Raw genomic sequence first — 24,782 nt, 5'->3', positions numbered from 1 at the left:
AGAAATGCCTTTTGTTATTATTAATATATGTAGATAATCTCCTTTAGTTTACTTCTTTTCAGATAAATAGGTTCCACTAATTTAAAGTGATTACATGACACTCTGCATTGGTCCCTAAACGAAAAGGTAATTTAGTATATCCATATCCCTCACTTACCATTACAGTTGTGTTCATAAATTGTGAAGTGCCTCCCCTAGTATAGAAACCCAAGCCGAATACTCGAATTTGTCCGCCATGAGTGTGGCCACTAAGGACAAGATCAATCTTACTCATTTGTTCCTCACTAAATTCGCAAATAGAATATGGATCGTGAGTAATTAGAATAGTGTAGTTTCCACTTGCACGTTTCAGTCCTTGCTCTATATCTGGTTCCCCTCTATGGCAACAGTCAGATCCAATAAAACTAAAGGTGGAAGTATCTAACTCTAAAGTTGAGGAGTCATTAGTTAAAATTGTAACTTCGTTTTCTTTTAACGTATCGGATAATTTACAGTGATTTATTTCGTAATCATTGTTACCCCAAACGAAGTATATTGGAGCCCGAAGGGATTGGAGAATTTTTATATTTTCTTCTACTCGTTCCATCGGTACACCTTTTTCAGTCAAGTCCCCTCCGATAATTACCAAATCAAAAGTTTCGCTTATTTTCTTTAGAGTTTTAACTTTTATCTTTCTTCTATGAATATCAGAAATAAAAAACAATTTTAGAGGTTTGATCAGTTTAGATGTCTTCGTTAAATTTAAAGTTCTATAATCAATAATATCATGATATGCCTTAAATACCATGTAGATAACAATTAGAAGTGAACAAACTAACAGCAAACTGATATAAAATACCAACTAATTTCTCCCTTTCTATTCCGGAAAACAGCATGAAACAAAATGTATTCAGATCATATCATAAATAGTTGACATTCTGAAACAAATTATACTTAACAAATTAGAATTCGACTAACGATTATTTAAGTGTTTGGCTTAATATACCTTCAAACTAATTTGAATATAGGCTAAGATTTTTTTTTTTAGTAGAATTAAGGCAATTCTAATTGCCTGGTTAATTTAAAAAGGACATCCCTTCAAAATATACTTGTGAGATGTCCTTTCTAACTCTATACCTCTTTAATATCCAAAACTCTGAATCCGGAGTTTTCGAGTTTTCTTGCGAGCTTTTCAACATTTGCGCTTTCATCAACCTTAATAACGATCCTTCGTGCCAGTTTATCAGTTTCATCGAATGTTGCTATAGAAATGATGTTGACATGAAGTTGTTTTATAATGTCTGAAAGACGAGAAAAACGACCCGAGGATTCTTCTGACGTGAAAGCAACTCGTATTCCTTTTTTCTTAGTTCCAAATGCACTCTCGAATTGTTCTAATACATCATATCGAGTTATCATACCTAAGAATTTTTTACTCTCATTTGCAACAGCTAATATAGGAAATCCTTTGAAAGCTGTAAATGTTTTTTCGAAAACTTCCTCTTCGTTGATGTACAAATCTCGGTTAGAAACAATTTCTTCAATTTTCTGATTAGCGAGGAAGTCCTCCTTCGTTCTGTTACTATGAAAAAATGCTCTATAAATAGTTTGTTTAGATACCATACCTTTAAAATATCCCTCATTTACTACTGGCATAGCTTGGATATCTTCTTTATCCATTATACTTAAAACAGTCCCTATCGAATCTTGTGGTGTAGCAACAAAACATTTATAGCTTGGTATCATTATACTTCTAACAAACATCTTTTTTATCCCCCTTATTATCATATATCTTATTATAAATTAATGTGCTTTTTATTTCTTAAGGCTGATCGTGTTGAGCCCATTGGTTTATTGCCGTCCATCGTACAATTTAAACTAGAAAATTCATAAAAACATAAAGGTAATACTGAACTAACATGATAATTACTATTTCTCCATTTAATTGTACTTTCCTGCTGAAAAGATAGAATGAGACAAGTTTTATTTCCATACAATCGAATGAACACTTTTATACCTTAGAAAGGAGGATTTTAATGCAACCCACATATACAAAATACTATTATCCTTATGTTAGCCCATTTGATCCTTGTAAGCCTATTTTGAAAAAAAGCTATCCAACACCTCCACAACTCTATATGGGATTTCAACCACCAAACCTTCCACAATTTAATCCGAAAGAGGCCTTATATCATGGCACTCTATGGCCATCTTTGTACGATGAATATAACAAAAAGGATTACAGAGGTGATGAGCATGACTGATGTAAAAAAAATGCCACCAGAGTACTATGAATTGCTCGAACAAATTCAGGCAATTGATTTTGTTCTCGTTGAATTAAATCTTTATTTAGATACACATCCACAAGACTATGATGCAATTTTACAGTTTAATAATTTCACTTATGAAAGTAAACAACTTAAAAAGCTCTTTGAAAAGCAATTTGGACCTCTAATGCATTTTGGTAGAAGCTACTCAAACTACCCATGGAATTGGGACGATCAACCCTGGCCTTGGCAAGTGTAGAAAGGAGATAATCGTTGTGTGGTATTATGAAAAAAAATTACAGTATCCTGTAAAAGTAAGGGAATGCAATCCCAGACTCGCGAAATATCTGATTGAGCAATATGGTGGTGCTGATGGTGAACTGTCCGCAGCGTTGAGATACCTAAACCAAAGGTATACAATCCCCGGTAAAGTGATTGGTTTGTTAAATGATATAGGAACAGAAGAATTTGCGCATCTAGAGATGATAGCTACTATGATTTACAAATTGACAAAGGATGCAACGCCTGAAATGTTAGAAGCGGCAGGGTTAGCACCTCACTATGTTAACCATGACAGTGCACTCTTTTATCACAATTCAGCGGGAAATCCATGGACAGCTGAGTATATCCAAGCAAAAGGAGATCCAATAGCTGACATTTATGAGGATATTGCTGCAGAGGAGAAAGCAAGAGCAACATATCAATGGATTATCAATATGTCAGATGATCCTGAATTAAACGATAGTTTGAAATTCTTAAGAGAAAGAGAAATCGTCCATTCTCAGCGTTTTAGAGAAGCGGCAGAGATACTGAAGGAAGATCGCGATAAAAAGATTTTCTTCTAGAATATTAGGGTTAGATACAAATCTAACCCTAATATTATTTTACATTTTGATCTGCTTGAGGAATAATAAGCTCCTGCCCAATAATTACTTGTCTGTTTTGGAGGTTATTTGCATCGGCTATTAACTGTTCTCCTTGTTTGCTACCATAAATATCCATGGCAATTGAAAACAGTGTATCCCCTTGTTTTACTTTGTAAAACTCTACTTTACTATTGGAAGTATCTCCTTGTTCATTGATCACATCAACATCACTAAGTTGTTCTTCCTTCTTTTCTCTTGAAGCTTCCACACTTACTTCAGTATTCTCAATTTGTAGGTTTTCCTCTAACCCTTGTCCTTCCAAACGATCCACTGTATCGATTATTGTAACTATCTCTCCTGCAGAGTTCTGTGTTGTTGTTTCCTTATTCGTAGTTGATTGCAACAGTTCTTTCCCCCACATAGGATATGTTAATACCATAAAAACAATTAATATAAAAAGAACAAACAGGAAGCGTATAAGAAGAAAACTTATCTTCCATTTTACACCTGTTTTCTTATTATCATGGGTTTGACTTCTAGGGGGTAAATCTAATATATTAACGTCTTCTGATTCTGTTTGATTTTTATTGAGTCCATCATTCACTTCACTTACTTGATTCAATCTACTTCTAAGTTGGTAGGCTTGGTCTGTATAGTTTTTATCCTTAGTCACTAGAGAAAATCCTCCCCTTACTTTTTAAAACGAATAATTAGAGCTAAAAAAAAGTCAATAATAAAATGAGCGATAATTGTAACAAATAAATTATTCGTTATTTCGTACATGTAGCCTAAATAAAAGCTGAGTAGTAGTATGGAAATTAACAAGACAGGTTTGGATAAGTACCGAATGTGCACTAAAGCAAACAAAATGCTAGCAAAAAAGTACCCAAAGATAGTGTGAATTACCCCGCGAAACAACATTTCTTCTGAGATGGCAACAACTAATGAAATTATAAAAATTTCCGTTACAGTACGGTTCTTAAATATCTTCTCATTAATACCGCCATCATCATAAAGCTTCTTTGGTAAATTATACATTAGAAACAAATCAATTAGTATAACTATAATACCTGGTAAAACTCCATATAAAATGAATTGTGTCGGTTGCCATTTAAACAAATCCAACCAATCTTTAAAAGAATCAAATAGAAAAAGACTAGCTATTAGGCTAAGTGTAAATAAGATAAATTGAGACAGTAGTAACTGTTGTTTTAACTGGTAATCTGACAATGAATGAATAAGATCAATTTGTTTCTGCTTAATGGTAATCACCTTGTAACATTAATTGTTTCCAGGTTTCTTCCCAGTTTTTAGCCGGTAATCGTGTGTTTTCCTCAGAAGTTAGGGGTTCCCAGTTAGAAATGAAAAAACCACAAACATCACAGCATCCATATAATGGGTCACTTATTGTATTTTGGAAAGATGAAAATAAAGTTTTACGGCGGCACATATCGTCATTACTTGCCCATTGGAGAAGCTCAGATAACTTCTCTTGCTTGTATTTGTTTCTAGACAAAATCATGTTGTTAATTATAGTTTTTATGTTTTCCCAATCGGCAAATTCTTTTAAAATTCGATTTTCTTTTATCATACCATGTTTTTCAAATTGGAAAACCAAAAATCTCCATTGTGTTTCATTAAGATTAAACAAATTTGTCAAATCTGTTTCTTTTAGTATCAAGCGTTTATTTTCTAGATTCCGACTAAATAGGTGGTCTACAAGATTACTAACATCTTGTACATTAGGTAATTCATTTTCAATTAATTTTTTAGGCAATAGATGATCATTTGGACCAATGAGTACCAGACTCAAACTAGACTGTCCGTCTCGCCCAGCCCTACCGATTTCTTGAATGAAGGATTCAATTTGTGTGGGTAAATGAAAATGCAAAACTAATCGGATATCCTTCTTATTAATGCCCATCCCAAAAGCACTCGTACAACAAATGATGTCCAATTGATTGTTCATAAACTGTTGTTGGATTAAAATACGATCTTCTTGTTCCATTCCTCCATGATAATAGGCTATTCGGTGGTTTGGTAAATTTATTGATAGCTGTTTAGAAGCTTTTTCTGTAGTGTTTCTACTAGAAAAGTAAATCATTGTCGGAACAATATATTTTTTGAGTAACTGAGTTAGATAATCCATTTTCTCTTGGTAGTGATTAAAACGTTCAACCATAAAAGCAATATTTTCTCGATCCATCGGATAGATATGTTTTCTCATCTCTTTGCAACCAAGCTGCTTCTTTATATCGCTTTGCACTTCTGGTGTTGCCGTACCCGTCAAAGCCAGTACGGTCGGAAAGCCTAATTGATTTATTATATTATTTAGTTTTAAATAATCCGGCCGGAATTCGTGTCCCCACTGTGAAATACAATGAGCTTCATCAACAACGAATAGTGATACATCTATTTTTTTAAGCTTCTGTACAAATAACGGGTTTTGGAGCATTTCTGGAGATACATAAATCAATTTGTACTCATCCAGCTTTTTAAGTACAGAGGTTCGATCCGATATTTTTAAAAAGCTATTTATTGCAATTACCTCTTTAAAGCCACTTGCTTTTAACTCCTTTACTTGATCGATCATTAATGATATTAAAGGTGAAACCACAATTACAGTTCCATCTAGCAAACGAGCAGGGAGTTGATAGCATAGCGATTTTCCAGTACCGGTGGGCAAAACACCCATAACGTTGCACCCATTTAATATGTCAGTTATTATTTCTTTTTGTCCTGTTCTAAAAGTCGAGAAATGATAATGACGGTTTAATTCAGCTTCCAAATTACTGACCATTCTCCTGTTTCTCCTTTACATCAGGGGGGTGAATTGCTAAAACTAATCGAATTTGAAAAAAACTATACCTGTTCTGTAAGTCTTCTTTAATTACTTTTAGTTTTCTAGTTTTAAGATTGGTAATACAAGTTTTAATTTGTTCAACACCTTCATTTGAAATGAATTTAGATAGATCATATTCATTGTCAATATAGGCAATCTCAACCAAGTGATCATGAATGGTATTTACTTTTAAATGTCGAATTTTTGCAATTTCCTCAACACTATGTCCTTGACTTAATAACTGGTAAGACTTTTCAGCCGATTCAGTCATAAATAAGTAATTTGTTAAATCCTCAATAAATTCAGCAAGTAATGGTACATGTTGTTTATTTTTAATAATAAAAGAAATTAGCTTATGATTAATGAGTTCAGTTTTAATCTCTACATCATGAAAAGTTAAATTATAACGTCTAGATATTTGTTCTTTACTTAGACCTACACTCGAGCTACCCGTAAATCGTTCAACAAAAATTGTTGCTTCCAGTTCTTCTAAACCTTTTAAAAAGGTGTACAACTCCTGATAAAGTCTATTGAGACATAGCTTTAGATCACTTTTGTTTTTATAGTACAGTTTTCTTACCCATCCTTGAATTTCTTTATTATCATTAATGGCAATAAATGTATGGTTCCCAGCTTCTATATTAGTTACTGTTTGAACAAATAATTTCAATCTTTGGATACACAAATGAGTCATTCTATTATAATTGATTCCATTAAATTCCTTCAATCTTTCAACGCTATTCTCTTTATGAAATAGTTCTTTACCATTTCTAGTAAGGGATGCTACTTCATCATTTCCTGCAATATAGCCCTGATCTCTTAATTGAATAATAAAATTCCGAAAATCGTTTCTATCAAGAGACTTGTATACACCAAAATAATGGGATAATTTATACATATGTGCATCTTGTAAAGTTTGAGCCGACCTTTTGCCGGTTAACAAATGATAGACTGCTGATATACTTCTTTCTCCCTTGAATCTATCAACACAGTCCAATAACAGTAAAGTAAACAAATTTGGATCCCCTTTTTAAAAGTTTTAGATTAAAGTAATTAAAGTAGTTTCTTATATACTATTGAATATTTAATATAACACCATTACAATACATGAGAGACAAATTATAATAAGAAACACTCCCTAGTCTTATAGGAGGATAACAATATGTCAAAATTCACTATTGTTGATAAAGAAACATGTATTGCTTGCGCAGCTTGTGGTGCAACAGCACCTGATATATATGATTACGATGACGAAGGTATTGCCTATGTTGTATTAGACGATAACAAAGGTACGGCTGAAATTCCTGAAGTATTAGAGGAAGACATGCTGGATGCGTTCGAAGGTTGTCCGACTGATTCCATTAAAATTTCCGAAAAAACTTTTAATGGAGATCCATTAAAAGTTGATTAGATTGATTGGATACTCTCCTTCTTGGAGGGTTTTTTGGTTAGATACAAATTTTGAATGTTTTTAAATTCCACTTCATTTTTTCATGGAGGTAAACTACCATTTATTAGTGCAGTCCAGTTATTACTGCTTATAAGGTTTTTCGAACACAAATCATATTTTCTTATTAATATTTTCCCACTATACTTTCTCGGTTTAGATCTTTTTTCTCTGGTTGTTCAAGTTGGTGATGGGCGATAGTTTTTATGAGTTGGAATACATCACGACCAAAAACACTATGTAAAACATCACTATCGTTAAATAATGCGCAAATAGCTATTACGGTTGTCCAATTAGCCCTAGCGCGTTTCTTTTCTATTTGGACTAATGTTTTTTTAGATATACCTAATATAGAGGACATCATTTCTTGTGTATATCCTCTTTCCACTCTAATTAATTTTAATTTTTCAGATACATGTACTATAATAAAATTTTGATCCATTGATTGTCATCCCCATTATCTTACTTTTGCCAAAAAGTAGCCATGTAGAGAAATCTTCTTTTAACTAGTTTATCATGTTATTAATCTCATTCCTACTCAAACACCTATATAGGAGTTGTTGCTCGGTATGGAAACAACAATCCCCCTGTCATGGGGGATCAACTAGTTTATATAAATTGGATTTACACCTTCAGGTACCATTATTGGATTTCTAAGGTCATATCCAGGTATTTCTTTAACAGGAAGACTAAATAATACGGATGAATAATCGAAGCTCTTAGTAGTTGCCAGTATTGCCTCTACCATGTTTACATAGTCCTGACTAGTCAGTTCTAATTCATTGCTACTATTAAAAATTAATTGGTTTCCATCAATATCGACTGTGAAAATCATATCCTTCGGGATAGATGCCCGTAAATTATAGTCAGTTTCATCGCTTTGCATATCGATAAAAGCATCATTTATATTATCATATTCGGCTTCTGGAGTTGGAACAAGGAAATCTTTATAATCATTATGAAACAGCTTATAACTTTGGTCCACAGGTTTTTCCAGGATAAAACTGTCTATGTCACCAAACATTCCCAACTCTTCATTATTACTATTATAGGGTTCTAATATTACTTCATTTATTTGATATGGAGCGAACATGTGTGAAAGAATCGTTTCAAACATAGTAGCATAAGTACTACCATTTGGAAATTCGTAGTTTTCAGGAAATCCTAAGATTACTTGATTTTCTGCTTCTAAAATATTAAATGTAATATCATCAAATGGAAACTCGATTACTCCCCATTCATTCTCGTTAATGTACATTCCAATCTGATTATAATATTCATTTAGGTCTGTTGATGAATTAGAATCGATCAAAGTAATTGGAATTATGAAAGTAGAGTTTTCATTCATTACTGCAGTATGAATAAATATCGAGTTTGAATTTTCATCGTAGGCGACTTTACTTGAAACATCTAATCTTAACTGCGTATCACTTTCTTCAATTTCGGCTTCTTCTGTACCGGCAGATGTGCCACTATCTTCGTCGTTTATGGCGATATCTGCACTTTCCATTGTTGATTCTTCACTTCCGGATTCATCATTAGCCATGTCACTGGATTCATACATCATATTGTTAGGAAACGAACCTTGTATTAGAAAAACTAATATAAAGACAACTGCAATAGACGCAATAGAGGGAATTACCCAAATATGCTTCTTTTTATATACTTTTTGTTTGTTTTGATCTAATTTCGACGAAATCCGGTTAAAAAGTTGGTCTTTATTTTGTTTGTCTTCAATAGCTGGCATCCGACTTAACAACTCTTTCAATCGATCTTCGTTAAAATTATTATGACTCATATTCAGCATCCTCCTTTCTGTTTGCGTCTTCTAGCATAGTTTTTAATGTCTTCATCGCTCTATGCTGTGTCGTCTTCACTTTACTTAGAGTCCAGCCTAACGTTTCTGCGGTTTCTTGGATAGAAAATGATTGAATGTACCTTAAAATAATGACACTTTTTTGATCAATACTGCATTTGTCGAGGTATTTATATACCTGTTGCATTTCGTCATTCAATACTGTAATTTCTTCAGGTAGGGCATTATTATCACTGATCAGATGACTCTTCTCTCCCCAATCAAAAAATTCCAGTACTCGCTTCCTATTTCTTTGTTGTTTTCTAAAAAAATCAATAGCAACATGTCTAGCCACAGAGAATAGCCATGTTTTTGGAGAACTTTCTCCTTTGAAGGTGTCATAAGAGTTTAGAACTTTAATATAAACTTCCTGCACTAAGTCTTCTGCTTGTTCTTTATCCTTAACCATATAAATAAGAAATTGAAATAAATCCTTATGGTAGTTATCATAAAGTTCTTCAAACGCGGTCCTCATCAAAGACCCCCCGTTCATTTATTTAGTCGAATGTATCTATGTAAAGGTTACACTATTACTTCAATATTGGAAATAAAAAAAACACCAACTTGTTAAAAACTAGTTGATGTTTTTTTTCAAAAGCCATTGCTTGTTATAATTTGTGAAAACTCTTGTTAGAACTGGATACAAAACAATCATAAATAATGCATTACCAACTGCGTGGTAGGTATCAAAAGGTAAACCTGCTATATAATAAGGCAAAAATTTACCCGCAACAGTGAATGTCGCTAATGAAACGATAAACCCATAAAAGTAACCACAAAAGATTCCGAAAGCCACAAGTAAAAAGATCGGCTGTTTAAGATTAGTTTTCCCTATCCATCCACTTAACAATCCAATAGCAGCCCAGGCCACGATTTGCCATATGGTCCATATTCCCATACCTAGAAACAAATTTGATAAATAAGTAACTAACACTGCAAGTATAATAGCGGATGCAGGCCCCAAAAAAAAACCAGAAATAATAATTAATGTTGTTACAGGTTGAACGTTCGGTATGAATTGAAACATAAATCTACCTACAACAGCAAGAGCAGCCAACAAAGCAATTAAGGTTATTTTATAAGTATTCACTTAAATTATTCCGTTGCTTGTAAGTCAAAAGTAATTTCGTCTCCTGGCTGTAGTTCATATTCATTGGCTCCAACTGTTGGCATTTCACCGTTGACGTCATATAACCAATACTTTCCTTCCTCTTCATTTTGTCCAATTCCTTCAATTGAAGTGATGAATCCTTGATCTGCACCTTCTACTTCAAAGTTTTCCACCATTACATCCATTAAAACTGCGCCTTCTTCAAAAGATATCTCTTCTTCAGTGATAACTTCTTCCCCTTTATCTTGAGAAATTGTGATGACAACCTTCTCTTGATTTTCAGTTTCACCGGCTTGTTCTGATTGATTTGTTTCATTTTGGTCAGCATTTGAGTCTTCCTGTCCACAGCCAGAAAGGACCATAACAGTAAACAATAGTGATAGAATACTTAAGTAAAATTTCTTCATTGTATAACCTCCATTAAAATAAATGAGGAACTTGTTGTAGTTTTGTACCAGTTTCCGCTGGAAAACAAAAAAACTTATCCTGAAAAGGATAAGTTTAAGACATACTAGTCCTATAAAAAGAGCTGATCATTCACTCTAAAAGTAATAAAACTAGTTATCTCAAACGCTCACCCCTCGAAGCTTTGAAATTTGAAATTTTAGCAGGTCTACTGACTTGTGCCTTAACCTACTTTGAGCCCTTCCCATATTAATCTAATACAGTGGGTATCTCATTTCGTAAGCACATACAGTTGCGAGGACAGTTCTGGCTTTTAACCAGATTCCCTTTAATATAAATTAACTTTTATTTATATTAAGCAATTGCACCAAAATCTCATATATTCAGTTAGCAAAAATATTCTACCATAGTAATTCTACAAAATAAAGGCATTTGTTCCATAAGAAACAAGATTATTCTCTCTTATTTATGTTAATTCGCTATTTTTTGGTATTCTGAACGTGAAGGTTGTTCCTTCCATTTGTTTGCTCTGGACTGAGATTGAACCTCGGTGTGCTTCTACAATATTTTTAGCAATAGCTAATCCTAAGCCGGTACCAGTCTTTCCCTTTTTTCTCTTTCTAGACTTATCTGCTTTGTAGAAACGTTCAAATACAAACGCTAAATCTTCCTGAGGTATCCCAGAGCCATTATCTTTAATTGCAAATTGGATTGAATCATCAAATGATTCTGCATGAATAGAAACGTTACCTCCACTACTTGTATGATTAATGGCATTATCAATCAAATTCGTAAACACCTGTTCAATTCTGTCAGGGTCAATAGATAAAGTTTCTATCTTTTCATCTAATTCTAGATGTAAGGAAATATTCTTCTCACTAGCCATTCCTTGAAATTTCCTTAGAATACGGTCGAGAAATAATTTGACGTCTACTTTTTCTATATTGAGGTTCATATGGCCGGCTTTCATTCGTGCTAAATCAAGTAGTTCATTCACTAACCGTCCTATACGTAGCGATTCTTCATGTATTATATTTGCTAACTCATTCTTTTCTTCTTTACTTTCTGCAATGTCATCTACTATTGCTTCACTGTAACCTTGGAGCATTGATATTGGTGTTCGCAGTTCATGGGAAACGTTAGCAATAAAGTCTTCTCTCAATTTGTCCAGTCTACGTTCTTCAGTCATATCTCTAAAAACAGCAACTGCTCCTCTGACATAAGAGTGATCGTATAAAGGAGTCATAATCATTACCCAATTCCTGCCCTGAATAAAAATTTCACGTGATGTTTCTTTCTCAGTAACAATTACTTCTTTTAGAATATCTTCAATATCGCTAGGTAACTTATGTTCTCTATTAGAATCTACATTGTTCTCATAGTGCCAATCTTCGAGAAATTTTTGCGCAGGAGGGTTGGATACTATTATTTCTGCTTTCCTGTTTAAAGTTATTACGCCATCTGCCATAGAGCTAAGAATACTATATAACTGTTCCTTTTCTTGACTAAGTGCATTAATATGAAATTTCAATTGCCTACCCATTCGATTAAAGGCCATTGCTAATTCTCCAATTTCATCATGGGTAAGAATAGGTACTTTAGTGTTAAATTCTCCTTTTGCTAACTCCATAGCCCCTTCTCTCATTTTAATTAAAGGAGATGTGATTCTTGTGGACAGGAAAAAAGCAAAGATGGTTGTTAAAACAATAGCTATACCGGCTGTAAGTAGTATAATTTTAGTTGTTTCTTGTGTCGTTTCTTTCACTGCATTTAAAGATTGGTAAACAAAGACAGCACCCTCATACTCATCATGAATTGAGGTTCCTACTATCATAACTTGATTATTACTTTCAGGAAGCTCTTTTTGTTGTTTGGTCTCAATTTTGTTTATAATACTATCTGCTAGTCCTTCTTCATTTAATAACCACTGATAAGAAATCTTTGGCAAATTTATATCTTCACTTTCCGACAGCCAAAAATCACCATTGTTAAAAACAATTGCAATACGGCTAAACGGATCTTTTACTCGTTCTGCAGTCTCTATTATAAGATTTCTGTCATCATACTGTTCAACCATAACAGAAACTTTCGTTGCTGTTTGCATTAAGTCCTTTTCAGCTTCGTTAACATGAAAATTTTCGAAGAACTCTAATAGCAGAAAAGTTAAAATTGCTAATACAACAGATACCAACAATATAATTGTAATCCATAACTTACCTACTACACTTCGTAAGAACATTATTTGTCGGCTACCTCGAATTTGTAGCCAACACCCCAGACTGTCACGATCATTTTGGCCGCATCGGCTGAAACCTTACTTAGTTTTTCCCTCAAACGCTTGACATGGGTGTCTACTGTTCGCAAATCCCCAAAAAATTCATATTTCCATACTTCTTTTAACAACTGTTCTCGGTCAAATACTTTATCTGGTGCTTGTGCTAAGAAATACAATAATTCATATTCTTTTGGTGTCAAAGCTACCTCCTTGGAATCAGCAGTTACACGATGGGCATCATTGTCTATCGTTATATGCGGAAACTCAAGAATATCTTTTGCCACATTATCCGTAGCTAACAGTTTAGATGTTGATGTTCTTCTTAATAATGCTTTTACTCTCAGGATGACTTCTCTTGGACTAAACGGTTTTACAATATAATCATCTGTTCCAACTTCAAATCCTTGTACTCGGTTCGCCTCTTCCCCTTTTGCCGTGAGCATAATAACAGGAGTAGTTTTTTTCTCTCTAATATCTTTACATACCTCAATGCCATCTTTTCCAGGCATCATAATATCCAAAAGAATTAGGTCATAATCATTTTCAAAAGCTAATTCGACAGCTTGATCACCATCTTCAGCTTCATCTACGATATATTCTTCTCTTTCCAAATACATACGTAGTAACCTTCTGATTCTTTCTTCATCGTCGACAACTAATATCTTAGCATTTGAGCTCATCCGATAAACCCCCTCTTAGTTCTCTCTAAAGTCTTGCCTCATTTCTACGCATAAGAATGTAAACCAGCAATGATTAGATTTACGGCAATTAAATTAAACATAATTATAGCAAATCCTCCCACAGCTAACCAGGCAGATCTTTCTCCGTGCCAGCCCCTTGAGAGTCTTAAGTGTAAAAAGGCTGCGTAAAAGAAAAAGGTGATAAGCGCCCAAACTTCCTTTGGATCCCAACCCCAAAAACGGTCCCAAGCTTGTTGAGCCCATATCATTGCGAATATTAACCCCCCTAATGTGAAAATAGGAAAGCCTATTGCAACCGCACGATAAGAAACTTCATCTAATAAATCGCGATTTACTTTACTAAGCAGTGGTTGTATTGCGGCTCCTACTCGTTTTCTTAAAACAACTCGAGCGATAACATATAGACCTAGACCAGCAATAACAGACCAGAGAATCGTGTTAAACTTCCGGGCAGCATTAACACCCTGCATCCAACCTGGTGCTTCAAATAACGGTGATACATCATTATCTGATACTAAAGTGGCCCCAGATGGTCCAGCGATAGGAGGCAAGTGATAGTCTACCGTTGATACTTGATCATCGTATGGAAACTCAAATGTTACTGAATAGTCCATAGCGTTAAACGTAGAAGAGATAATTATAAAACCCAATGTAGTAAATATAGAGTATATGATTATTTCCAGCCATGTAGTTTTTTTACTTTTTTTTGATTGATCGATCTCTTTAATTAAATAAATGAGGCCTGCCACAAAGCTAACCGCTAAGATTGCTTGACCCAAGGAAACAGTTGTAACATGAATATATAACCAGTGACTCTTAAGAGATGGGACCAATGGTGAGATTTCAGTTGGAAACATACTTGCATAAGCTATAATTAATAATGCAACAGGTAAAGCAAAAAGTCCTAGTATATTTAATCGATAGATAAAATATATAATAATAAAGGCAAAAACAAGCATCATTCCAAAAAATGTTGTGTACTCGAATAAATTACTAACAGGAGCATGTCCACTTACAATCCATCTAGTAATAAAGTAAAAAATTTGCGAGGCAAATCCAATAATGGTAAGAGTAATCGCTATTTTGCTAGAAAAAGTTTTTGATCCTTCCGAACGCTTGTCACGAATCGTACCTGCAAAGAAAAAGGTAGCCAACAAATATAAGATAAAGGCTAAGTAAAGAGAATTACTACTTAGCGTAACTAAATCACCCATTTTATTCCTCCTTAAAACCTTATAAACGTATTATTGTCCAATTTAATTATTACTTTGTCTGTTCTTCTGGTTGGTAGTTGTTTTGGTCTTCCTCTTGATCCATAACCATTTTAATGTTTGTGTCATTTATAACCTTTTCAATATCTCGTTTTATACCGAACCAGTTCTTATTAGTATGAGCGGCAATCCATAAACCATTGTTTTTTGGATGTAACCATATTCTTCTATGTTGCCAGTACATTCCCTGTACAACACCTATCATGAATATAAGTCCACCTAAGGATATAATGGGTAAGGTGTAGTCTCGCCTAACACTCAATCCGGTAACATCACGAACTTCAAAATCCTGAAGACCCAGCTTAAATTCATTATTCCCTGTAGGATCGACGTTTCGCCCAATTCCCGCAAAACTAATTTCATAATCATCTTGACCAGGAGGATATACTAAAAATACATAGGCCGGATTTCTAGGATATTTTGATTTAGACCTCGGTTCACCGTCATCTAGGTAATAATCAGGGAAATATTGATCTATAACAACTCTGGTTCCATTATCTAAGATGTATTCATTCTCGGGGTTTGCTAGATTTACAGAAAAAGATCCCAATGATTCCTCTTCAGGATCATCTGTTCTATGGAGTTTGAATGACATTGATTCAAATTCATTTTGCTGATAACTGGATTGATATAATGCAAAATCATCAAATTTTATCGGGTGATTCACACGAATACTGTCTTCTTTGAACTTTTCTAATTCTGGGTCTAATCCAAGAGCTGATGGATTTGTGTTTTTATAAATTACTGCATCAGTCTGATAATTTTTAGCTACCATTCCACCTTGTTTTTGAAGGGCTTCTTTGAAGCGTTCATCTTCCGGGCTATCACCATAGGTTTCTAAGATGAAATCTTTATTTTCTATGTAATAAAGACCCTCTGTTCCAGGTATAAGGACTGTTTCTCCCTCACGCACCCAAACATATTCATCAATATACATAAAAGGTATAAAGCGAAATAAGCAACCTAGTAAAAAGATGATTAAACCTATATGGTTAATATAAGGACCCCAACGCGAAAAGCGCCCTTTTTCAGCTAATACATGTCCGTCTTCTTCAGTCACTTTATATCTAATTGATTTAAGAGTAGTTATCGCTTTTTGTTTATCGTCCTCAGAAACTTGCTCCGTTGAACTAAACAATCGTTGTCTTTTCAAAAAAGACTCATGTCTTTTTGGTTTTTGCATATTTAATGCTTTGTATAAAGGAACTACACGGTCAATACTAGCAATCGTAATTGAAATGCCGATAAGTGCAATTAATATCATGTACCACCAAGAGCTATATAAATTATGAAACCCTAACTGATAATAAATCTGACCGAGAATCCCATATTGATCACGATAATGTTCTGAGGCACTAACATTTGGTGGTATGTACATCTCCTGAGGGAAAATTGTACCCACTGCTGAAGCAATTATTGTAATTGAAATCAGCCATATTCCAATTTTTACTGAAGAGAAAAAATTCCATGTTTTATCGACTATTGATTTATTGTGTGTCTTAGACCGTCGTGCACTACCTTCATAACGCATATTTATAAGTTTTGAATTTTCATTACCATCAATATACTGATTTTGGTCAATTGGCTTTCCACATTGCTGACAAAGAACGGTTCCTTCTGGATTTTGGTGTCCACAGGAATCACATACTATTTTTTTCATTAAAACACCTCACTATAACCGCATTGATCAATCAGGTTGGATTTGCTTTAAATAACCATCAAGTCTATCTAAAGTTAATGCACCCGCGACCTTTTCAACTACTATCCCATCTTCATTGATAAAGAATGTGGTAGGTAGTGGCCCGATGTTATATCGATTCAGAACTTGACCCTTATTATCATGTAATACGGGGAAGCTTAATTCGTATTTATCTATAAAACGATCGATTACCAGTTCAGTTGCATCTAAGCTAACAGCTACAATTTCTACGTCTTTATCCTTGTATTCTGGATATAAGGCTTCCATATAGGGCATTTCTTCTTCACATGGCTTACAATAAGTTGCCCAGAAATTAAGCATGACACCTTTACCCTTTAATTCATCCAAGGTTAAAGACTGTTTATCTCCGTTCATTTGTTTTAATTCAAAATTTGGTGCTTGATCTCCAACACCTATAACAGCATTATCTTTGTTTAAATTTGAAACAAGAGCAAAGACTACTGCGGCAAATAATATCAATAAGACAATAGATCGAAAAACAAGTCTATTTTTTTTCTTCTTGCTTTTTTTTACTTTTGCCTCCTCAATTCTCTTCAAGCTACTCACTCCCCTAAGCCATTGTAACATTTAAATCAACGGTTAATTTCAACGATTCTATGACAATTTTGTGGCAGAAGCACGGAGCTGTTTTACCTCATGTGGGGTTAACTCACGAGACTCACCAGGATTAAGTCCTTGCAAGGTTAAGAAACCATATCGTTCCCGCTTTAATTTGTCAACCGGGAAGTTAATAGCTTCCATCATCCTTCTGACCTGTCTATTTTTCCCTTCATGTAGAACAAGCTGAATTATAGCAGTATTTTTACGAGTATCAGCTGATAATAATTTAACATGAGCAGCCTTTAATTTATCGCCATCAACAGTTACTCCTTTTTTCAACTTCTGAAGATCCTCTCTCTCGGGAATTCCTTTTGTTTTCGCAACATAAACTTTATCAATCTCATAACTTGGATGCATAATTAAGTTAGCAAATTCTCCATCATTAGTTAAGAGCAATAAACCTGAGGTATCGTAATCTAACCTTCCTATAGGGTATATTCTTTGTGTTACTTCAGGTAGAAAATCGGTTACTACTTTTCTGTTTTTGTCATCCTTAACACTTGAAATAACACCTCTGGGTTTGTAAAGCATGAAGTAAACTGGCTCTTCCTTTTCTAATGGAACTCCTTCTACTTCTATTTTATCGTCTTGACTCACCTTTGTTCCTAAAGTTTTGATTACTTGTCCATTCACTTTAACTTTACCGTCTTCAATTAACTTTTCTGCTTTTCGTCTTGATGTTATTCCACTTTGTGCAATCACTTTTTGTAATCGTTCATTAGAGTTTGTCATTATATCACCATTTTTTTTGAATTTTTTTTAACATAAAGAAAACTTGGCAGTGGCCAAGGGAAGTAAAATCAAGCCTTAGTTAACCAAAATGTTTGGTTAAGCTTCAAGACTCTTAAAATATTTGTTAAACACTAAAACTCTAGGGTACAACAATAACAGAATTTTCATTGAGAAAGAACTGTTTAATATATACTATCACCTGATATCTTTATAAAATTCCTTAAACCAAAGAAGACAGACTCTTCATTCATCTAAAAAGATATACCTTAATAGCATAGCAGAACTAATACATTCTTGCTAAAGCCTTAAGCACCAAAGACAATCGTAACAATCACGATTGAGGCTATTATACCAATAAAATCTGCTATGAGTCCAACTTTTAAAGCGTCTCCCATTCTTCTTATTCCGACTGCACCAAAATAAACGGTTAAAATATAGAGCGTAGTATCTGTACTCCCTTGCATTGTTGATGCGAGCCTTCCAATAAAGGAATCAGGACCATATGTTTTGATTAACTCGGTTGTCATGCCAAGTGCTGCAGTTCCTGATATTGGCCGGATCATAGCCAGTGGTACAATTTCAGAGGGTACTCCTATCGTTGATAAAAATGGGGACATAAAATTAATCATTGCTTCCATCGCCCCTGATCCACGAAAAATCGAGATTGAAACCATCATCCCTAATAAAAAAGGAAGAAGGGAAACAGCCATTTTAATTCCCTCTTTCCCTCCCTCAACGAAAATTTCATATGTAGGCAGCTTTAACCACGTAGCAACTAGAAGCACGGTTAATATTATACAGGGGATAATCCAGGTACTAGCAGCAGTAATTATGCTCATTTTTTAGCTTTACTCACCCTTCTATAGTAAAATAATCTATCTACTGTAATCGCAGCAATCGATGTTATAACAGTCGCCATTATCGTGGTACTAACAATTTCTGTAGGAGCAATCGAATCATATTGCATTCGTATGGCGATTACTGTTGAAGGTATCAAAGTTAGACTTGAAGTATTTATAACTAGGAAAGTGATCATTGAGCGACTAGCCTTATCTGAACCACTTAACTCTTTCATTTGTTCCATTGCTTTTATTCCCATAGGCGTTGCCGCATTCCCTAATCCAAACAAATTTGCAGTGAAATTAGACAATATATAGCCCATTGCAGGATGGTCCTTTGGTATTTCAGGAAATAGCCGTGTAACTATTGGCTTGAAAAGTTTGCTCAATAGTCTTAGTAGCCCAGCTTTTTCAGCTACTCTCATTAAGCCTAACCAAAACACTAGGACACTTATTAGTCCTATTGATAACGTAACTGCATCATCCGCGCTTTCGAATAAAGCCTGGTTAACCTCTTCCATTGTTCCATTAAACATAGCATAGACAATCCCGATGATTGCCATGAATGCCCAAATAAGATTAACCATTTAAAAAACCCCAGTCATTTTGTTAAAGGTGTTGATTAGGTTATCTAACAAACTAATGGATTCCTTTGGATTATCAGAATAGATGGACGTTTCTGCAATAGATTCTCCATTTAATTTGAAAATTTTCTTCCCTATTTTTTTTGAGGTATCAGATTTTTCTATTGAAGCATCTAAATAGGTTGATTTTTTTAATTTATCTTGTTCATCTTCAGAGAGTGGAAATAAGATACTTTCTTTAATTAATCCATTAGTAATAATAGACGAATCATTAATAATATAAGTTTCTATACCTTCTTCTTGAATAGTTTTGAGTTCATAATTTTTAAATGCCCAATCAAACAATCGCATATGATCATTCCAGTCATCCGGAGCATTTAATGTAACAGCAACCAACCCCATGCCATCCTTTTCAGCAGTAGATACTAACGTTCTCCCAGCAGCTCTTGTATAGCCAGTTTTACCTCCTGTCGAGAGTTCATAAAAACTGGTAAGTAATTTATTCTTATTTCCCCAAGCATATTCCCTTGTCTCTGCTTTATAGGAAGTGGAACCGGTAATCTGTTTAAACAAATCATTCTCCATTGCATATCGAGTTAATAAACCCATATCATAAGCAGTTGAATAATGTGCGTCTGAATCGAGCCCATGTGGGTTGTCAAAGTGAGAGTTTGTCATCCCGAGCCAAGATGCCTTTTCATTCATCATAAAAGCAAACCCTTCTAAACTACCACCAACATGTTCTGCTATTGCAACAGCCGCATCGTTCCCCGATCGCAGCATTAATCCATATACTAGATCCCTTAATTTAATTTTTTCCCCTTCTTTTAAATAAATAGAGGAACCCTCTGTATATACCGATCTATGACTGGCGGTGACCATTTCATCCATTTTTCCTGATTCGATTGCAATGATTGCGGTCATGATTTTTGTAATACTTGCAATAAGGTGTGGTTCATGTGCTGCCTTCTCGAACAGAACTCTTCCAGTAGATTGTTCAATTAATACGGCATTTTGAGCTGAAACTCCTGGCTTAGCAAAAGCCAGAATTGGAAAACTAAATACGAAAAAAATAAGACAACTAAAAACTAATAATGCTTGTTTCACACTGCTACCTCCCACCAACTAATGTCTGTACAATTTTATGCAAAAAGGACATGCATATGATTGATTCATAGAAATAGCTCTCAATTTTATTTTAAATTTTTTCTTATATAACAGTTATTAGTTAAATGTAAAACCCCTTACCAAAAGATAAGGGGTTTTACATTTAATAAAGTGGCCATTGTAGTTTCTGAGCTTTTTCTAGACGTTGCTTCACATTTTTCCAATTAACAATTTCCCACCAGTTTTGAATATATTCTGCTCTCTTGTTCTCATATTGCAGGTAATAGGCGTGTTCCCAGACATCCAAAACCAATAAAGGAACTGTATCCCACAAGCTAAACATTTGATGTTTTTCTACTGTTTGCACCCCAAGTCGAGCAGCTCTCGGTTCCCAAAGCAGAATTGCCCATCCAACACCTTCGACAGATTCAGCTGCTTTTGAAAATAATGTCTGAAATTTTTCAAAAGAACCGAAGTCCTTTTTAAGTTTTGATAAAAGAATACCATCCGGAAGACCCCCACCCTTTGGAGACATATTTTCCCAAAAAATGGTGTGTAAATAATGACCAGATCCATTAAATGCTTGCTCTCTCATCCAATGCTTTATTAATTTATCATCAGGACTGCTTTTATAAAGTTCTTTCTCTGCTTTATTTAACCCATCAACATAAGATTGGTGATGTTTATCATGATGTAATTGCATAATCTTTTTTGAAATATAAGGTTCTAAAGCATCGTAGGCATAAGGTAGTGGAGGTAGTTTATGGTTGCCAGGTTTCAAAGTTTCGTCAGCTTGTCTAGGCTTATTCAATAATTCTGTAAGCGAATTTAATAGTTTTTCACTTTTTATTTGCAAATCTTCAATTGATTCATCCGTAATTTCATCGTCAGATTCTTTTTTTTCCTCTACGAGGAGTTTCCAATCATTAAATTTATTCAACCAATCAGATAGATCTTCTTTTTCTAACTTTATAGTATTTATTTTGCCTTCAACATCATCTGCCCAGGATAGCAAAGATGTCAGGTAGTCCTTCTTTTTATTTTCCATATAATCACCTCAAAAATATCCTATGTAAGAAATTGGATGAGGTGATCAAATTAAAACATCAAAGTAGTTCGCCTGTTAGTTATTTTCTTCTAGCTTATCTTTTAGTTTATCAAAAAACAAATCAGCTTCTTGTTCGACATCTGATTCCTCTACACCTTCAGGTAAAGGGGGTAGTTCTTCAATTGATTTAAGCCCAAAATAAGTCAAGAAATCCATTGAAGTGCCAAACATCATTGGTCTTCCTACTCCATCTCTTTTTCCAACTTCCTCAATTAATGACCGTGAAATTAAAGTCTGTACAGAGCGATCACTCTTCACACCTCTAATTTCCTCTATTTCAGTTCTCGTTATTGGTTGCTGATACGCTATAATCGCTAATGTTTCAAGTGCAGCTTGAGAGAGTCTGGTCGATTGAGGTGACTCTACTAATCTCTTATAGTAAGAGGAATGTTCAGGTTTAGTCGTTAAATGCAAATAATCCTTCGACTGCATTATGGTTATTCCTCTTTCAATGTGCTCATAGTCATATCTTAATTCATTAATAATATGATCGATAGTCTTTACATCTACTTCAATTAGTCGTGCCAGTTGTTTCTTCGTCAAGCCTTCGTCTCCTGCAGCGAATAAAAGTCCTTCTGTAATAGCTTTAAATTCAGTTATTTCCACATTTCACCCTCCATGTCAAAAACAATTAATTCACCAAAATGCTGTTCTTGAATACAGTAGATCTCTTTACTTTTCATCAACTCTAATATAGCTATAAATGTCACTACGATGTGTGGTCGAGATGGATATGGAAATAGTTGATCAAATTTAATTCCTAATCTGTTTAGCTTAACTTGCGCCAAAATCTCTTCCATCCGTTTTTTAATTGGGATTTCTGTCCGTTGTACTCTTGTTTCTAATGGTTGATCCCACTTTTTTCTTTCAAAAACCTTATTCATCGCTGCAATCATTTCATAAATTGAAATATCTCCCTGAACTACAGGTTTTTTAGTCGAAATTTCTTCAAATGCTTTTGGAGGTCTCGTATATATTTGGTTTGCATCCAGCTCTTTTTCTTTTAACTGAGTAGCAGCATCTTTATATTTGCGATACTCGATTAGCCTTCTCATTAATTCATCCCTTGGATCTTCTTCGTAGCCTTCATCCTCAACCTCAAGATCTTGAGCGGGCAATAAAAGCTGACTCTTGATCGCTAATAGAGTAGCAGCCATTACTAGATATTCACTTGCAACATTTAACTCAAGTTTTTGCATTGTATTTATGTAAACCATATACTGTTGAGTGATTTGAGCAACAGGTATATCATAAATATCAATTTCATATTGATTAATCAGGTGTAATAACAGATCCAAAGGCCCTTCAAACGCATCGATTTTAACATGATATGACTGTTGCATATAACCTTTCCTCCTAGTAAAATACTGTATTTTCAATGTTATGTAATTATTTATTTATAATATTAAATTAAAAAAATTCCTGGTATCTTTGCCTATACAAAAATATAAATCCTCACATAGGTTGTTACTGTAAAGAATATATAGTTATTTTTAAAAAGGAGGAGTTAAAATGTCTGCAACTTATGGCGGTGGATTCGCGTTAATTGTTGTATTGTTTATTCTTTTAATTATTGTTGGTGCTGCTTGGTTATAAATAACAATTTTTGACCTTTGCTATATTTAAATATAGCAAAGGTCATCTTTCTTAGGAAATGAAATGTTAATTTTCATCTCAACTATAAACGTACACATGAAAAAATGCCAACCCTAAAAGAGCTGACATTAAAAATGTTATTCGTCCTCGTCTGCATCCAATTCACATTTTTCCAGAAAATCATTGGTCAAGTCATCAGCCCTAAGATTTGCTTGAGCCTTGTATAAATCTTTTACAGCAAGAATCATTTTTTTGCCAATGCCCATGTTTCTATGTGAAGGATTCACTGTAATGTGCTGAACCACTAAACTATTTTCGTTTTCAAAATAGACGCCAACTGCACCCAAAATGTCCTCTTCTTTCCATAGAAAAAGTTGCCAATCAGGATTAGTCTCATACTCCTTAATGGTATGTTGCAATTTTTTAACGTCTTTTTCTTCAGGCATAAATGACAGAAGACCCATAGCAATTTTTTCAAAGTTCTTTTTATAGCGAATTAACATATTTACCCCTCATTATAGAAATAACTTATCTGCTTAGTGAAAGCTTAAATAACCTGACCTCTTAATATTTCATAAAATCTATAGTCCTGTTGATAAAAATTCACACAGTCTCTTCGAACACACTTAATTAATGACTTATTATTCTATAATTGTCAATAGTTTCTAAAGCCATCACAAAACAAAAATAAACCAATAGGCTATACCCCAAATTGTACCTAATAGTAAAAGTACTCCAAACAAAATCCAGTTTTTCTTCTTTTGATCCAATTTTAAACAGTCCTTTATGAACACCATTAACGAATTGATAAAAATAGTAGTGTTTTATCTAATTGTTACTAGTTATTTATACATGATACCTCATCCATTACAAATAATACTACTATTTTTTAGAAAAAAGTCATAATTTATGTGAACAATTTCTTTAAACTATAGCTAAAGATGTGATCTTGTCTATGTTAATTTACAGCAATTGTAAAAAAAAAATAGCAAAATAAAAAACGAGCCTAGGATTCTCACCCTAGGACTCACTTTTTATTTTTCCTCTACGCGAACCTTTTTCATTGCGTCACCTTGTTTAATACGTAACACCGTATCCAATCCTTCTGTTACTTGTCCAAAAACAGTGTGGACTCCATTCAGATGTGGCTGAGCTTCATGAACAAGGAAAAATTGGCTTCCACCAGTATCTTTACCTGCGTGCGCCATGGATAATGATCCAGCAACGTGTTTGTGAGGATTTCCTTCTGTTTCACATTTAATTGTGTAACCAGGACCGCCACCGCCAGTACCAGTTGGATCTCCACCTTGGGCAACAAATCCTGGAATTACTCTATGAAAAATGACTCCATCATAAAATTCACTATTAGCTAGCTTTTCAAAGTTAGCTACAGTGTTTGGTGCTGCTTCTTCATACATTTCAATTAAAATAAATTCTCCATTTTCAAATTCAATTGTGGCTTGTTTCATGTTAATTC

Annotated in this window: 30 protein-coding genes and 1 riboswitch; of the genes, 5 read left to right on the top strand and 25 right to left on the bottom strand. The window is 34.2% G+C overall.

The window, feature by feature from the left end; all coding sequences use genetic code 11:
• Nucleotides 1-76: 76 nt before the first annotated feature.
• Both GH741_RS06730 and GH741_RS06725 read right to left on the bottom strand, forming a co-directional pair.
• Nucleotides 77-841, bottom strand: a complete 765-nt coding sequence (locus GH741_RS06730; protein ID WP_153736026.1) for a metallophosphoesterase — start codon at nt 839-841, stop codon at nt 77-79.
• A 269-nt stretch (nt 842-1,110) separates the two neighbouring features.
• Nucleotides 1,111-1,743, bottom strand: a complete 633-nt coding sequence (locus GH741_RS06725; protein WP_153736025.1) for a CBS domain-containing protein — start codon at nt 1,741-1,743, stop codon at nt 1,111-1,113.
• Between the two features lie 272 nt (nt 1,744-2,015).
• On the opposite strand from GH741_RS06725, the gene GH741_RS06720 reads away from it, so the two are divergent.
• From GH741_RS06720 to GH741_RS06710, 3 genes are read left to right on the top strand one after another with little or no spacing between them, the layout of a single operon-like run.
• Entirely contained in the window at nt 2,016-2,243 is a 228-nt protein-coding gene (locus GH741_RS06720) for a spore coat associated protein CotJA (protein ID WP_153736024.1), read from the top strand.
• A complete protein-coding gene (locus GH741_RS06715) occupies nt 2,236-2,505 on the top strand; it encodes a spore coat protein CotJB (protein ID WP_153736023.1) in 270 nt (89 codons plus the stop codon). The genes GH741_RS06720 and GH741_RS06715 overlap by 8 nt, the downstream gene beginning before the upstream one ends.
• Nucleotides 2,506-2,521: 16 nt before the next feature.
• Nucleotides 2,522-3,091, top strand: coding sequence for a manganese catalase family protein (locus GH741_RS06710; protein WP_338079284.1), 570 nt, complete (start codon nt 2,522-2,524; stop codon nt 3,089-3,091).
• Nucleotides 3,092-3,125: 34 nt separating this feature from the next.
• Here GH741_RS06710 and GH741_RS22275 read toward each other — a convergent pair whose 3' ends face one another.
• From GH741_RS22275 to GH741_RS06690, 4 genes are read right to left on the bottom strand one after another with little or no spacing between them, the layout of a single operon-like run.
• Complete coding sequence (locus GH741_RS22275) at nt 3,126-3,785, bottom strand: LysM peptidoglycan-binding domain-containing protein (protein ID WP_153736021.1); 660 nt, start codon at nt 3,783-3,785, stop codon at nt 3,126-3,128.
• 17 nt (nt 3,786-3,802) lie between these two features.
• Nucleotides 3,803-4,384, bottom strand: coding sequence for a CPBP family intramembrane glutamic endopeptidase (locus tag GH741_RS06700; protein WP_338079283.1), 582 nt, complete (start codon nt 4,382-4,384; stop codon nt 3,803-3,805).
• Nucleotides 4,371-5,912: a RecQ family ATP-dependent DNA helicase gene (locus tag GH741_RS06695; protein ID WP_153736020.1), complete on the bottom strand. Its 1,542-nt coding sequence runs from the start codon at nt 5,910-5,912 to the stop codon at nt 4,371-4,373. The genes GH741_RS06700 and GH741_RS06695 overlap by 14 nt, the downstream gene beginning before the upstream one ends.
• Nucleotides 5,902-6,969 carry a YpbB family protein gene (locus GH741_RS06690; RefSeq protein ID WP_153736019.1) on the bottom strand — a complete coding sequence of 356 codons (1,068 nt, stop codon included), beginning with the start codon at nt 6,967-6,969 and terminating at the stop codon, nt 5,902-5,904. Before GH741_RS06690 ends, GH741_RS06695 begins: the two co-directional genes overlap by 11 nt.
• A gap of 147 nt (nt 6,970-7,116) precedes the next feature.
• Here GH741_RS06690 and GH741_RS06685 point away from each other — a divergent pair, with 147 nt between their 5' ends.
• Nucleotides 7,117-7,365, top strand: a complete 249-nt coding sequence (locus tag GH741_RS06685) for a ferredoxin (protein ID WP_153736018.1) — start codon at nt 7,117-7,119, stop codon at nt 7,363-7,365.
• 163 nt (nt 7,366-7,528) lie between these two features.
• On the opposite strand, the gene GH741_RS06680 is transcribed toward GH741_RS06685, so the two are convergent.
• The 17 genes from GH741_RS06680 to GH741_RS06600 form a co-directional block, all read right to left on the bottom strand.
• The gene (locus GH741_RS06680; RefSeq protein WP_153736017.1) at nt 7,529-7,843 is read right to left on the bottom strand and encodes a helix-turn-helix transcriptional regulator; all 315 of its coding nucleotides are present in this window, start codon (nt 7,841-7,843) and stop codon (nt 7,529-7,531) included.
• Between the two features lie 162 nt (nt 7,844-8,005).
• A complete protein-coding gene (locus GH741_RS06675) occupies nt 8,006-9,199 on the bottom strand; it encodes a hypothetical protein (RefSeq protein WP_153736016.1) in 1,194 nt (397 codons plus the stop codon).
• Nucleotides 9,189-9,731 carry an RNA polymerase sigma factor SigX gene (gene sigX, locus GH741_RS06670; RefSeq protein WP_153736015.1) on the bottom strand — a complete coding sequence of 181 codons (543 nt, stop codon included), beginning with the start codon at nt 9,729-9,731 and terminating at the stop codon, nt 9,189-9,191. Before sigX ends, GH741_RS06675 begins: the two co-directional genes overlap by 11 nt.
• 99 nt (nt 9,732-9,830) lie before the next feature.
• Nucleotides 9,831-10,346 (bottom strand): ECF transporter S component, encoded by a 516-nt coding sequence (locus GH741_RS06665; protein WP_338079282.1) that lies wholly within the window; start codon nt 10,344-10,346, stop codon nt 9,831-9,833.
• Between the two features lie 5 nt (nt 10,347-10,351).
• Nucleotides 10,352-10,774, bottom strand: a complete 423-nt coding sequence (locus GH741_RS06660; protein WP_153736014.1) for a DUF4430 domain-containing protein — start codon at nt 10,772-10,774, stop codon at nt 10,352-10,354.
• Nucleotides 10,775-10,956: 182 nt separating this feature from the next.
• Nucleotides 10,957-11,159: riboswitch (cobalamin riboswitch) on the bottom strand.
• 79 nt (nt 11,160-11,238) lie between these two features.
• Nucleotides 11,239-13,011 (bottom strand): ATP-binding protein, encoded by a 1,773-nt coding sequence (locus tag GH741_RS06655; protein ID WP_153736013.1) that lies wholly within the window; start codon nt 13,009-13,011, stop codon nt 11,239-11,241.
• Nucleotides 13,011-13,727 carry a response regulator transcription factor gene (locus GH741_RS06650; protein ID WP_153736012.1) on the bottom strand — a complete coding sequence of 239 codons (717 nt, stop codon included), beginning with the start codon at nt 13,725-13,727 and terminating at the stop codon, nt 13,011-13,013. The genes GH741_RS06655 and GH741_RS06650 overlap by 1 nt, the downstream gene beginning before the upstream one ends.
• 44 nt (nt 13,728-13,771) lie before the next feature.
• On the bottom strand, nt 13,772-14,962 hold the full coding sequence (gene ccsB / locus GH741_RS06645; protein WP_153736011.1) for a c-type cytochrome biogenesis protein CcsB: 1,191 nt from the start codon (nt 14,960-14,962) through the stop codon (nt 13,772-13,774).
• A 49-nt stretch (nt 14,963-15,011) separates the two neighbouring features.
• Nucleotides 15,012-16,679, bottom strand: a complete 1,668-nt coding sequence (resB, locus tag GH741_RS06640; protein WP_153736010.1) for a cytochrome c biogenesis protein ResB — start codon at nt 16,677-16,679, stop codon at nt 15,012-15,014.
• A 27-nt stretch (nt 16,680-16,706) separates the two neighbouring features.
• Complete coding sequence (gene resA, locus GH741_RS06635) at nt 16,707-17,276, bottom strand: thiol-disulfide oxidoreductase ResA (protein WP_240795432.1); 570 nt, start codon at nt 17,274-17,276, stop codon at nt 16,707-16,709.
• 57 nt (nt 17,277-17,333) lie between these two features.
• Nucleotides 17,334-18,071 carry a pseudouridine synthase gene (locus GH741_RS06630; RefSeq protein WP_153736008.1) on the bottom strand — a complete coding sequence of 246 codons (738 nt, stop codon included), beginning with the start codon at nt 18,069-18,071 and terminating at the stop codon, nt 17,334-17,336.
• A 305-nt stretch (nt 18,072-18,376) separates the two neighbouring features.
• Nucleotides 18,377-18,910 carry a spore maturation protein gene (locus GH741_RS06625; protein ID WP_153736007.1) on the bottom strand — a complete coding sequence of 178 codons (534 nt, stop codon included), beginning with the start codon at nt 18,908-18,910 and terminating at the stop codon, nt 18,377-18,379.
• Nucleotides 18,907-19,497 (bottom strand): nucleoside recognition domain-containing protein, encoded by a 591-nt coding sequence (locus tag GH741_RS06620; RefSeq protein WP_153736006.1) that lies wholly within the window; start codon nt 19,495-19,497, stop codon nt 18,907-18,909. Before GH741_RS06620 ends, GH741_RS06625 begins: the two co-directional genes overlap by 4 nt.
• A complete protein-coding gene (locus tag GH741_RS06615; protein ID WP_338079281.1) occupies nt 19,498-20,601 on the bottom strand; it encodes a D-alanyl-D-alanine carboxypeptidase family protein in 1,104 nt (367 codons plus the stop codon). It lies immediately after the preceding gene.
• A gap of 163 nt (nt 20,602-20,764) precedes the next feature.
• Complete coding sequence (locus tag GH741_RS06610; RefSeq protein WP_153736004.1) at nt 20,765-21,649, bottom strand: superoxide dismutase; 885 nt, start codon at nt 21,647-21,649, stop codon at nt 20,765-20,767.
• Between the two features lie 75 nt (nt 21,650-21,724).
• Nucleotides 21,725-22,315, bottom strand: coding sequence for an SMC-Scp complex subunit ScpB (scpB, locus tag GH741_RS06605; RefSeq protein ID WP_338079280.1), 591 nt, complete (start codon nt 22,313-22,315; stop codon nt 21,725-21,727).
• Entirely contained in the window at nt 22,306-23,052 is a 747-nt protein-coding gene (locus tag GH741_RS06600) for a segregation/condensation protein A (protein ID WP_153736003.1), read from the bottom strand. Before GH741_RS06600 ends, scpB begins: the two co-directional genes overlap by 10 nt.
• A 169-nt stretch (nt 23,053-23,221) precedes the next feature.
• Between GH741_RS06600 and GH741_RS06595 the strand changes: the two genes are divergently transcribed.
• Nucleotides 23,222-23,305: a YjcZ family sporulation protein gene (locus GH741_RS06595; protein WP_153736290.1), complete on the top strand. Its 84-nt coding sequence runs from the start codon at nt 23,222-23,224 to the stop codon at nt 23,303-23,305.
• Nucleotides 23,306-23,442: 137 nt separating this feature from the next.
• Here GH741_RS06595 and GH741_RS06590 read toward each other — a convergent pair whose 3' ends face one another.
• Both GH741_RS06590 and GH741_RS06585 read right to left on the bottom strand, forming a co-directional pair.
• Nucleotides 23,443-23,808, bottom strand: a complete 366-nt coding sequence (locus GH741_RS06590) for a GNAT family N-acetyltransferase (RefSeq protein WP_153736002.1) — start codon at nt 23,806-23,808, stop codon at nt 23,443-23,445.
• A gap of 531 nt (nt 23,809-24,339) precedes the next feature.
• Complete coding sequence (locus tag GH741_RS06585; RefSeq protein WP_153736001.1) at nt 24,340-24,774, bottom strand: peptidylprolyl isomerase; 435 nt, start codon at nt 24,772-24,774, stop codon at nt 24,340-24,342.
• Nucleotides 24,775-24,782: the final 8 nt, after the last annotated feature.

Source organism: Aquibacillus halophilus (assembly GCF_009649745.1).
Taxonomy (GTDB): Bacteria; Bacillota; Bacilli; order Bacillales; family Amphibacillaceae; genus Aquibacillus; species Aquibacillus halophilus.
The sequence above is the reverse complement of the archived record's forward strand: the minus strand, read 5'-3'. Positions and strand labels throughout refer to the sequence as shown.